Annotated in this window: 8 protein-coding genes and 1 pseudogene; 4 read left to right on the top strand and 5 right to left on the bottom strand. The window is 54.1% G+C overall.

Annotated elements, in window-relative coordinates:
* Positions 1-317: 317 nt before the first annotated feature.
* The gene (locus NP534_RS22670; RefSeq protein WP_274100180.1) at positions 318-731 is read right to left on the bottom strand and encodes a hypothetical protein; all 414 of its coding nucleotides are present in this window, start codon (positions 729-731) and stop codon (positions 318-320) included.
* Between the two features lie 2 nt (positions 732-733).
* On the bottom strand, positions 734-1006 hold the full coding sequence (locus NP534_RS22665; RefSeq protein ID WP_274100179.1) for a hypothetical protein: 273 nt from the start codon (positions 1004-1006) through the stop codon (positions 734-736).
* A gap of 400 nt (positions 1007-1406) precedes the next feature.
* Between NP534_RS22665 and gmtY the strand changes: the two genes are divergently transcribed.
* The 3 genes from gmtY to gmtX all read left to right on the top strand — a co-directional run bounded on the left by gmtY (position 1407) and on the right by gmtX (position 6080).
* Entirely contained in the window at positions 1407-2840 is a 1434-nt protein-coding gene (gene gmtY, locus NP534_RS22660) for a gamma-mobile-trio recombinase GmtY (RefSeq protein WP_274100178.1), read from the top strand.
* 62 nt (positions 2841-2902) lie between these two features.
* Complete coding sequence (gmtZ, locus tag NP534_RS22655) at positions 2903-5446, top strand: gamma-mobile-trio integrase GmtZ (RefSeq protein ID WP_274100177.1); 2544 nt, start codon at positions 2903-2905, stop codon at positions 5444-5446.
* On the top strand, positions 5421-6080 hold the full coding sequence (gene gmtX / locus NP534_RS22650; RefSeq protein WP_274100176.1) for a gamma-mobile-trio protein GmtX: 660 nt from the start codon (positions 5421-5423) through the stop codon (positions 6078-6080). Before gmtZ ends, gmtX begins: the two co-directional genes overlap by 26 nt.
* A gap of 135 nt (positions 6081-6215) precedes the next feature.
* Here gmtX and NP534_RS22645 read toward each other — a convergent pair whose 3' ends face one another.
* Positions 6216-7262: a phospholipase D family protein gene (locus NP534_RS22645; RefSeq protein WP_274100175.1), complete on the bottom strand. Its 1047-nt coding sequence runs from the start codon at positions 7260-7262 to the stop codon at positions 6216-6218.
* A gap of 591 nt (positions 7263-7853) precedes the next feature.
* On the bottom strand, positions 7854-9029 hold the full coding sequence (locus NP534_RS22640) for a hypothetical protein (protein WP_274100174.1): 1176 nt from the start codon (positions 9027-9029) through the stop codon (positions 7854-7856).
* Positions 9030-9433: 404 nt separating this feature from the next.
* Here NP534_RS22640 and NP534_RS22635 point away from each other — a divergent pair.
* Positions 9434-9671, top strand: a pseudogene (locus NP534_RS22635) (histone-like nucleoid-structuring protein, MvaT/MvaU family).
* A 420-nt stretch (positions 9672-10091) separates the two neighbouring features.
* On the opposite strand, the gene NP534_RS22630 reads toward NP534_RS22635, so the two are convergent.
* Positions 10092-10757 (bottom strand): hypothetical protein, encoded by a 666-nt coding sequence (locus NP534_RS22630; protein ID WP_274100173.1) that lies wholly within the window; start codon positions 10755-10757, stop codon positions 10092-10094.
* Positions 10758-11355: the final 598 nt, after the last annotated feature.

Raw genomic sequence — 11355 nt, 5'->3', positions numbered from 1 at the left:
TGCAGGAGCTATACGTTAAACATACTTCTGCTTAACTGAAAAAACAAAGCTCGGGCTAGTGACAGGGAGCAAAACAACCAATCCCTATGCACTGCCCAAAACGAGGAAAGTGCTTCGAATTCCCGCAAGTGTCTTCTATTTAATGGAAGTCTGGATAGTAGCCGTCTTCATTGCATTCCTGAATGAATGATTGACGGCCTCACACCAACCTCAACGTTAGCCCAATCTCTTACGCTTTTTGCCACACCATGGACGCCGGGAAAGAGCGTTGAACCATCGACACCAAGTCGTGAGCAAAGATCTAGTAACGTGGGGGCTCAGTCACCTTCCTCTGCCGAATCACGGTCGATTCTCGGCAGTGGGGTATCAAGCACAACTTGAGAGAGGCCACGTAGTTGAGCGTTGTACTGCCATCGAATGAAGCGCTCGAATAGAAGGCCATTCTCACTCTTCAGACGCTGGTTCTCACTTTCGAGGCGCTGGATGCGCTGTTCCGCGATGGCCAGGCTTGCGGGCCGTTTCGTGGGCTGGGAACCCGATTTCTGCTGGATCTTTTTATCGAGAAACGCACTTTTCTCCCGAGCGTGCGCATTGAGCGTCTGTCGAGTTGGCCGCGTCCCGATCAAGCCCTCGGCTTGATCACACAATGCCTCCCATGTGAGCTTGCCATTCCACCCGTCAATCAAACTGACCAACAGCTCGATATCTCTATTCGTCAGATGTTTAGCCATAACTAGAAGGCCCCCAACAGCTTTCGCATCTCATGAATATCTGGTTCTGGAGAAATGAACCTGGAGGAGGACTGCCGGGCGGCAAGTTCTCGCCTCAGCGGGCTGTATTCATGTTCATTACTGAGCCGAATGGCGGTACCGTCCGGAAGGTCGGGCGACTCGAGTATCTGAATCAACTGCTCCAGTCGCTCCAAGGTCTTGATCTGATGCTGGCTCCAGCGGTCAGCCCCATAGGTTCCTGATGCATCTGCTGATTTGGCCTTTTCAAGCTGCACATGCGTAAGGCTCCGCTGCTGCCTGAGCCGATCGAGCTTGGTTGCGTCCCCTTTGGCTGTTCGGCAGGTTGGCTTGCCGCGTGAGCCTCGTTGTACAGCTTCATTGCAACCACTCTGTCGGAGTACATTGAGTCATCGGGTCGAAGCGGTGGAGGTTTGTTGTACATAAGGCTCTATAGTGGTGGCAAGGGCTCACGGAGCATGGCTAATTGGGCAAGAACCATGCCTGCTACCATTCTTTGCATCAATTCGCCCACCGATGGGATCGAGGCATCGTAGGACGATCTGAGCTGAACGGACGGCTTGGTATAGAGTTTTTGGCGCAAAATCCCTCTGACCGGGCGTCCTTATCCAGAGCGTACTATCGTTACCATCTTTCTATTTGTAGATGGTGGACTGGATGACGGTGGTTCAGGTAGTAGCGAAGGTAGTAGTCGACGACACTGGGCTCCAAAGTGAGATCCCAGTCTTGATTACTGAGCATGGTGTGGTCTCCTCGCTGGTTGATTACCTCCTGGACAACCACCACCTCAGCCCCAGCTGGCAGCGTTCGGTCATTCAGGCCACTAAACTGCTGCTCGAATACATGGAAGCTAACCAGCACAATTTCTCCGCCCCTCGTGACCTCTTCCAGGCCTTTGCATCACGGCTCTATACCGGAACAATTGGAGCTGATGGGCTAGATCCATCAGGCTTAGGCTGGATTCCGGCCAGTCGTCAGACATCGAACCGTCACGTCTCGATCCTTAGAGGCTTCACGGACTACTTAGCTGATCTATACGATGCCCCGACCATGAACCCCCTGATGACCGCCAGTACCTATGATCAGCGGCTTAACTATGCTGCCTGGCATCGCCGCAACAGCCATGATTTCCTAGGGCACATCAAAAACAAGGCGCTCTCGGAGAGCGTCGATCAGGCACGAAATATTCGAGGGCGGCGTGTGCTCAGCAGAGCTGATGATGACGCCATAGCGTTCCCCGAAAAGCTTTTCCAAGCGATGTATATGAATGGTTTTGGTGGCGCTGCTGATCCTAGGTGTGCAGTTCGAGACCAATTGATACTGATAATGATGCACGGGGCGGGCTTGCGCGAGAGCGACGCACAGCACCTATGGGTAGTGGATGTGGAAGATCACCCCCTGATCGAGGGCGGCGCTATGGTTCGTGTCTACCATCCGGAAGAAGGCAAGGCACCAAATAATTGGAGAAGTCGCAAAGGCACCACAACCCGGGCGGCCTACTTAAGCGAGAAGTACGCTCTAATACCCAGGAGCCTTCGCCAAGGCACGCAACGTGTTGGGTGGAAGACTAGGTTGGTTGACCACTCGGATAACTACATTCAGCTTCACTGGTTTCCTCCACGCTTTAGCGTACTTTTTATGAAGCTTTGGAGGGTCCATATACGATACTTGGCCACTGTAGCGCGGCACCATCCATACGCCTTCGTTTCCTACGAAGATTCCGTCGCTGGCCAGCCATATACTCTTCAAGCCCTTAACGGCAATTACAAGCGAGCCCTGGCGCGCATTGGCAAAACCGTTTCGAAGTCGCAGGGTCGATCTACCCATGGCCACAGGCACGCTTTTGGTCGGCGGTTGAGGCAGGCCGAAGTTCCCCCACAGATTATCCGCAAGGCTATGCATCACTCTTCCCTGGAATCGCAGAAGCGATATACCGCACCAGGTGTTGCAGAGGTTTCCACCGCGCTTACTACCGCTGGGGAGAGGCTGGATGCACTGACCGTAAGTGGCAAGATCATTTCCCCATTCATCAATTGGGTCGAAGTGCTCCCAGAAGCGCTGGAGGCATTCGACTCCCCAGAAATTCGTTAGCGAGCTCAGAAATCTTGACCAAGACAACACGCCGAGCCTCAAGAGACGGTCGCTCTTCGGACATGAATTTTAACTGGCTAGTGCGAGAGCGTGGCGAAGCCTGGGAGCGCTGGCGTCAGCTCTTATCCGGCTGGATAGCCGCGCAGACCGGTTCAATTGGCGTGAAGTTGAACGCGTTAAATTGGTTCTTAGTCTGTTACTTACCTACAGTGCCAGGTGGGGCCAGTCCAGACGTATTCTTCCAAGTCGCAGAGAGAGGGCTTTTGCCGGAGTTACGGCCACTTCTGGAGGCATCCATGAGCGCCACGACTGCCGTAAAGAACCAAAACTGGATCGTGGATCTGCTTAGCTGGGTCATCACCCAGAGCTACAGCGAGCCGAATGACTATGGCGTACCAATGGCTCTAGTCAAGAATCCGTTTGCCAAGGGCAAGGAAAAGACGGTAATTACCGAGACCGTGCACAACCCCTTGCCCTACGCATACATTCGGGAACTGCGGGATATTCTGTGTCCCCAGCCTAGGGGGACATTCCGCCACTGGGAATGGGCCCAGTCACAGTCAGGACAGCTGCGTTCTGATTTTGGAGATTGGTTCCCGGTCGAGCAGTCAGTCATCGACGAAGCTGACCCGGATTGCGTTTGGCGCTACAAAAATTATCGCTACGAACTCTGGTCGCCCGTTAGGTCAGTTGCGCTTCATGTAAAGCTTCATTTGCCTCTTCGCACCTATCAGGTACGTTTCTTGGACTCTGGTGAGGCAGATACGTGGCGGTACGAAGGTGGTGACTGGGTTTTAAACAATCGTCATGAGTACTCCCTAGGTCGTGAGGGTAACCCTTGGAAACGCGGGGTGTTCTGCCGTATCCACTCTCAGGATATCGGCGAAATCATGACTGGCCTCTATGTCAGCACAAACAAAACGGCAGATAAGAACAAGGAGTCTCGTGAGAGAGGTTACACAATCCCATGGCAGAACGAAGATGTTCTGTACTGGCTGGAACGCCTAAGGAATTGGCAAGAGAAATACAATCCTATAAACGGCCCTACGCCTTGTGCCCAGTTGGCCGAGAAGCACTTCGGTAGCGTCAAAAATGAAGAGCAGAAGAAAGACATGGGCTCAATCTGTTTCCTTTTTCGCGATCCCACGCTGACTTCAGGGGAGCGCGACAAGCCTATGGGAGGCTACACACTGCCCAACCTGTGGTATCGATTGCTCTCCACGTTAGAGGATCGAGTTGCCGACCGTGGCCACACTCTCTCGGACGGATCTAGGTTGCGATTTGTACAACCTCCCGACCCAAAATTGAACGTCCTGCCAACCAAAACGGATTTTCCGCTCCATAGCCTCCGTGTTTCGCTTCTGACGTGCTATGCCATGGAGGGTAGTGTCCCGATTCAAGTGCTATCCAAGCTGATTGCAGGTCACTCCAGGATCATCATGACGTTGCATTACATCAGGCCGACCCCGGCGATGGTATCCCAGGTAATGGACGTTGCAAGCGGACGCATCAGTGCTGCCCAGGATGAAAATCTAAAAATCTTTCTTCGAGATGCTGATATGCGTCAGATCCACTCTAAAACGGCATACCTTGATGGCAGCGCAGTCGAAATTGCGTTGGCGAACCGTAACACCATTGGCTGGGAGCAACGTCACATAGGCTTGTGTCTCGTAGGCGGCAACAGCGCTCGATCTGATGAAATGAGCAGCGTGGGCGGATGCTGGAACGGTGGTGAGATCATCGCGCGGAGCAGTACTGGCCCAGTCTATGGTCCAGTTCCACACGGCCTAGAGAACTGTTCCCGCTGCCGCTGGTTCATCACGGATGCTCGCTATCTACCAGCGCTTGTGGCTCACCTCAACGTAGTGAGCTATCGAGCCTCTCTGGTCTCATCCATTGCAGTTGAGATCGAGCAAGAACGCGACGAACTGCTGAACCAAAGGTACTTCGCTGAGCAGGAAAAACGCCCCTTCCTTCTGCAAGCGGAGCTGCAACAAGCTGACAGGCGCTATGAGAAGCAGATCAAGGAGGCTGATGAGTATTCGAAAGACTTGGTCTCCTGCTTCCAGCTCATCAGCAAGATTGTCGCAATCGAAGAGGGTCGCGCTATAGATGATTCTGCCACGAAGCTGGTAGCTGTGGGTTCCCTGGAGGATATCCATCAGCCCATCTCATTCATCGAAACTAGCAGTGAGCTATGGCAGATCTCTCAACTGTGCGAGAACGCTGAAATCTATGCTGATTTGACGGATGAGCTGAGGGGCACACCTGTCATCGAGAAGCGCTCCCGCGCTTTGAATCATCTCCTGATGCGTGGTGGCTACGCACCCATTTTGATGGGAATGGATGATCGCCTCCAGCTCATCGTTGGGAATGCGATGATGAGGTCCATGGCTTTGACGCTGTCTCCTAATGACCAACTGGAAGGATTCCGCGAAGTTTCTAGCCTGCTTGAGGCGGGAGAAGGCCTAATGCTTTTACCAGCCGCCATGGAGCCGCTGGAGCGCTTGACGAATCAACCGGTAGCGAAGCTATCCGAGCTGATCACAACCACCTCAAAACAACTCCGGGAGGCCATACGTGATCGACCCACATCTCATCTTTGAAGAACTTGTAGGTCAGGCCAACAAACAGCAGGCCAAGTCCCTAGCGGTGCTGCATGAAGTCCTGAAGGCTCATCAGAAAACAGGGAGTCGCAACTTCTCAATTGCCACGATCGCCAGGCTCTCCGTTGAGGCTGGAGGGCCATCTGCCTCAACAATCCGCAATAGCGGCGGGTTTCGCTTCCGCCAGCTGATTGAGGCTTGGGCTGCGAGTGTGGGGACGGATAGGAAAGCGCCTGCAAAGTCCAAGTGTCAGGGAATACCAAGTGACAACGAACTGCTTAGACGTATTGACGATCCAGCTCTGCGTGCAGTTTTTACGCAGGTATTGGCCGAGCGTCGTCGCTACTTGGCTGAGCTCAACCTATTGAAAAGCCAAACGGCCATCATTGTCGACCGCCGCCCGAATGTAATCGAGATACCTCAAATGAGCGACTCAGTTCAGGTGTTGCCCTCATTGAAGGGGGTTCTGAGTAATATGGAGATCACAGCCCTCAGGGAAGCGGTATCGAACGACTTCTTCGATAGACAAGGCTGGATGGTGACCAAGGCAGGCCAGGTGAAAGGGGACTCGGGCGAGATCTACAAGCATGGGTACGTGCCTGCGATTAGAAAGATCCTGAAGGAAATCCAATGATCTGACACACCAGAATAGAGATGGCTTGGTACAACGTCCGTCTCATTTAGATTGGCCGGCACAGACTGAATCGCCCCTGGTCTCCTAGACACCTCCAACCATAGTGACCTGGGGCAGGCCGGGATGTGGTGGTGACTAAGTACAACCTCTCATGTGCCTTGAAAGGATCCGTGAGATCTCGCTTAGGTGAATGATCGCCCCCCACTTGTTAAACTTCTCAGCTCGATGCCAAATCTCATCGATGACCGGGCTTATCTCTCGAGCTAGTTTGGAAAGCTGTGAGTTCCTTAGGCTGTGATCCAGAAGCGTTTGTGCAGGGGTCGCCAAGTCAATCCACCCTTCTCCACGCTCATCATGGTAGTCAAAGGGGAATCGTAAGCCGGTCATTTTGCAAGCGCCGTCGACCTTAACCCCACCGTTCTTCTTCAAGTACAAACACAGATATTCGTTCTTGTCTGAGGTGTCCAACTCATCCGGCCAAGACTCAAAGACCCAGTGCCGGCTTGGGCTGGCGACCTGCTCAGTGCCTTGCTCTGAGACAATTAGCTGATGATGTTGGTCTCCAGCAGCCTCAGCCTCCTTGCTCGGCCTATAGGCATAGAGCAGCGCATATGCATCTCTGCCCTCAAGCTCGTATGGCTGGTATTTGCTGAACGTGAACGGCCCCCGGGGCGAGTAGTCCGGCCTGGCTTTCCGGTTACGCTTGTAGGCGAGGATTGCATCCTTCACGTCTGCATCGGTGATGGGGCTAGTTTCGCCAGAGGCCCAGAGTTGCTGAAACCACTCCTTCGCCGCCTGTACCTCGTCAAGTCGGGTTGTATGGATCGCAGCCTCTAGCCAATGAGCGAGCTCTTGTCCCTCTAGGCCCAGGCCGTTCCGGCTGAGGTTGGCACTGCCGGCGACCAGGTTCGAATCACCAACAATGACTTTTGCGTGCAGGCGATCGCATTGTTTGATCTTGATGTGGGGATGTTCCGCAGCTAGTTTGCGCAAGTCATCGATCATCCATGGGTTTGTTCCCCCGCTGCGCAGGTTCACGATCATCCGGATGGGCTTGCTGATCTCAGGGTGAATCTGTACGCCTGCCCCCTCCCCCCAAAACGCAACCGCAACGTCCAGGCACGGCTCCTCGGCGACCACTTTCGCAACTACTGATTGGTACTGATCCGGGCGTACAAACACTCGATGACACTCCTGTGAAATGGGGGCGTTTCGGTGAAACAAGCCACGCCCTAGGATGCCACCTTTAGGGCTGACTATTACTCTGCCATACCGGCAACTGCTACCACATACCGAGGGAATGAGGCTGACCGTCCCCTCGCCGAAAACTGGCTCGATGCTCAGGTCCCCTCATCATTGGCACTTGTATTCGCCCCGCTTGGTTCAACCCTCTCCAAGTCTCGGAGGCGTGCTGAGCAATGATTCGCCGGGCTGAATACATCAATAAGAACGGTACTGCTCCTGATATGAAATGCAGTGATGTGCTCTGCTCGCTTTTCTTCAACCAAGACTGTGTACCAGTTGCTGATCGGGAGGCTCGGTGTATGTAGGTTGTGGGGACGCTCGTGATTTTAGGGCAGAACGATGTTGAGGCCGGCACTCAGTACCTGCTGCGTGAGGCCTGCCTCAGCCCTCGCAAGAAGGTGAAAGTTCCTGAGCTAGCGTTTGAGGCTTTCGAGCCATACCACGAGGCAAGAACGCCATTGCCACTTATCATCGCGGGGATGACGGACATAATACACGAGAGACAAACCCCGGGGCAGTGGCCCCGCATCAGGATGAATGGAGTTTGCGATGCCGCTCAATCTGCCGCGGCGTGCCATGTCTAGCGACAAATTCCAACATCGCATCTTGGATTGGCCACTCTAGGTCGAACTCTCCGTAGCTCCTGGTCAGCGACGGCCAGGCCGCTTTTAAGAGGCCACGTCGTCGATATGGTGGAGCCAACCAGATCCAATGTAGCTCCGGGGGAGATGCGGCCTCGCCATAGAACCCACAGGCGCCGGCGATAGCACCCTCATCACTTACGAACAAGTGGCCACGCCATTCTGGAGATGCGGCGTTGTCCGAGCTCCCGTCCCATTGCACTCGGTCATACCCAAACTCGAGCCGAAATGCCCGGGCCCGCTTCAGTACCTCATCGTGCATCCACAGTGGACTATCCGGCTCCACCAGAAGGCTGCCATCCTTCACGGGCATTAGCGCAATGACGCGGGGATCAGGTTGCGGGTTGATCGTACTCATCCGCTCTTGATGCAGAGTGGAGTGCCGACGTTCATCGGCAGGATTATTCTGTACGTAGCTGAGCCGACAGATACTACATTCCACAATGGGCGTTTCTAATGGTGCCTCATGCTTCGGGCCTTGGATCTCGAGCCGTACCGGAACATGGTCAGAGGAAATTACTGTGCAATGCATCCCCTGAGAGTCGGTGTGGCTGGTAGACTCAGTTTCAACTGCAGCTGAATGACCTTCGACCTGCAGAACTATCTTCCTACTCGAACGCCGATGCTCGTACTCAATTACCGCTAACTCGCTTTCGGTCAGAATACGGGCACTGCCCAATTTATCCGCTAGCTTATGCACCAGGCTGCTTGGGTCGACTTGTAGTCCGAGATGCTCTAATTGAATTAGCAGGTGAGCAACGTCGATTTCGCTGAATCCCTCAAAAGGATATGGTTCATCTCCAACTTGCTCCGGTCGGTAGCACAGGGTCAGAGTGGGGATGCCAAGGGCTGAAATCAGATCTTGCAGGATGTACTCGATTACGCCGCCTCCGCGCCGCTCTTCCATACCCAGCTTGTCCGTTAGCTCGATGAGGGAGATGTAGCCGTTCTCGGCGAGCTTACGCTCAATTGCAGAGGTCCTGCCGCTCGAATTCTCTCGGCGGTCCTCCTTGAGGATTCTGCAGAGCCCCTCTAAAGCTTTGCGAGAAATCGTGTAGTCCATGCGTTTGATCCCTCAAAAAATCGGCATAGTGACGTTACCGCAGTCCTGGCGCAACTAACACCCCCATTCAGAGCCAAAGGCTCTTGCTGGCAAGGTTCGGATTTGAGGATAAGATAATTCGGCTGTAGGCTAGTTTTTGTCGCATCCGCTGTTGATACTCTACAGGAAGGATGAGCCGCCCCGCTGTTTTAGCGCTTAGATCTGTCACCCTTTGCTGCCCCAATTCGAGAGCGGTGGTCAGAAAAAATCTGGCCCCGACTACAAATGTAGATACACCCATGAGCCTTATCCAAGAATATCGCAGCACCGAGGAGTCAATTCTCGAGCTGCAAAACCGCCCGGCCTCGCTGAAGCAACACCCGAGTCTCTAGGAGGAAATTCAGTTCGAGCAAAAGATCAAAGAATTGCTTAGCGAGTATGGCAAAAGTCTCCGCGATGTAATCAACATGCTGGACCCTCAGGGGGCCTATGGGAAGCAAACCAAGTCGAACGCCACAAATAAGCAGGCTCGCTCGCCACGCAAAGTCAAAGTATACAAAAACCCGAATAACGGTGAGATCATTGAGACCAAAGGCGGCAACCACAAAGGCCTGGAAACAGCAGTATGGCTCCGATGTTGTAGAAGGCTGGCTACAGGCCTGACGCCAGGCTCCCGTACAGCGTTGAGCTCCAGCCGGTAGCACCGGTGGCCAGGTTTGGTCCACGTATTCCATTGCAGCTTCACGGCTTAGGAGTCGCCGGCGCACAACCTTTGTCCAGTGCTCTGGATCAGAGGGAGCCAGCGCGAGATAAGGTAGCCAGGCAAGCTGGTAGTTACCAGACGGTTTACCCGTCATCTCCAAGTGGCTGGGAAGCTCGAGCCTCATCCTCTCGGTACCAGCTCGAGGGAAGGAACTGCCTCCAGCTCTAATTTACATCTGCTGCCACGCGTCACCCACCACTTAAACAAATGACCAGATACTTTGCGCTGCACTAGGCGTGCAGTGCTGCTCAGCTAATCCTGAGTCCCTGAGCTTGCCTCCGCGACCCAAATGCAGGCGTCTAAGACCCGGGGGTTGGGCTTCAAGACTTCCTCCGAGTGCGGTTGTCCTTGTTTGCTTCCAGCGCCCACGCAAAAAGCGCCATCTCGACGTCAGCTACCCGCCAGCCGGTTCTACTCGTTCCCCTTGCCAACCCGCATTCGGGTCGCTCAATGCCTCGTTGATCCAGGGCAGCGACTAAGGATGTGCACAGGGCCTGGAATGCCACATAGCCTCGCTTCCATGAGGAGTGGTGGATCGGCATCAGGTCACCTGACTGAGCAAGGTGCTTGCGTATCTGTTCGTCCAGGCTGCCGTGAATGTCCGGCCGCAAGAACCTCAGCACTTTGGTCCCGTAGGTCAAACCAAGCCCGGGCAACTCGAGTGCAGCCTCGATAGCCCTGCCGGGCTCGTCAAGATTCTGAAGGACCACGTTGAAGCGCTCGAGCAGGTTCACTTGCCCCAGCTCAGCCTCGAAGCGCGCGCGGACATTCCTCCCGCCGCCCCAGGCGATAATCTCACGGAAGAATTCGGTCGGCGGGACCTCAACTCTCCGCTCTGCAGCCATCCAGGCTCCCCGCTCCTCTAGAGAGCGTATCCACCGGAAGCCTGGCGGTGCGTCTGCCGGGTAGCCGTACAGCCCATGGTTCGGACTCCTCCAGGAATAGGATGAGAAGTACTTGGGTAGATCCTCTACGACAACTGCCATTAACCCCTCCGGTCAAGTTCTCTGCGCGAATGCAGCATCGATTTGCGGGTTAAGGTAAAACCCCCGGCCGCCTCCTGAAAAGCTCAGCTCCGCCACGGATGTACTCGAGGGCTCTTTGTCCACAGATCCAAGTGCGGTTCAGCATCTCTGCGGCCAAGGCCGTTATCGACCTCCCCCAAGGATTTACGACAAGATCACTCTCCTCTAGAGAATCAGTTCAATTGCTGCCCTCACTGAAGGAGGGGTCAGCGGCATGGAAATTGCCTCTCTCAGCGCGGCAATTTCTGACGATTTTTCGATGCGCAAGGTTGGGGGTGACCAGCGCAGGGCAGGTAAAAAGGGGAATCATGTGAAATCTACAAGCACGGATACGTAGCAGCGATCAGGAAAATGCCGAAGGAAACAGAAAGATCTGAGTGCTGCGAGCAGATGGGCACAGTACAGTTGGTTAGTACCCATACTAAGCCTGCAGCTCAGCTAAAGTCCCGTGATTAATGGACCCAGGCGCCTTAGTACAGTGAACAGATCTTATCTTACAATATTTAGTTTAGTTATATTCCAGCATAACTTGTGCTGGGATTTTTATTGATTAAACAGT

Origin of the sequence: Pseudomonas sp. 39004, from assembly GCF_028682155.1 — a bacterium.
Taxonomy (GTDB): domain Bacteria; phylum Pseudomonadota; class Gammaproteobacteria; order Pseudomonadales; family Pseudomonadaceae; genus Aquipseudomonas; species Aquipseudomonas capeferrum.
Note: the sequence above shows the minus strand (reverse complement) of the source record. Positions and strands in the feature narration are given on the sequence as shown.

Bases quoted from the DNA above. Each gene is read 5' to 3' on its own strand.
- NP534_RS22670 (WP_274100180.1), bottom strand. From the start codon at position 731: ATGGCTAAACATCTGACGAATAGAGATATCGAGCTGTTGGTCAGTTTG.
- gmtY (WP_274100178.1), top strand. From the start codon at position 1,407: ATGACGGTGGTTCAGGTAGTAGCGAAGGTAGTAGTCGACGACACTGGG.
- gmtZ (WP_274100177.1), top strand. From the start codon at position 2,903: ATGAATTTTAACTGGCTAGTGCGAGAGCGTGGCGAAGCCTGGGAGCGC.
- NP534_RS22640 (WP_274100174.1), bottom strand. From the start codon at position 9,029: ATGGACTACACGATTTCTCGCAAAGCTTTAGAGGGGCTCTGCAGAATC.
- NP534_RS22630 (WP_274100173.1), bottom strand. From the start codon at position 10,757: ATGGCAGTTGTCGTAGAGGATCTACCCAAGTACTTCTCATCCTATTCC.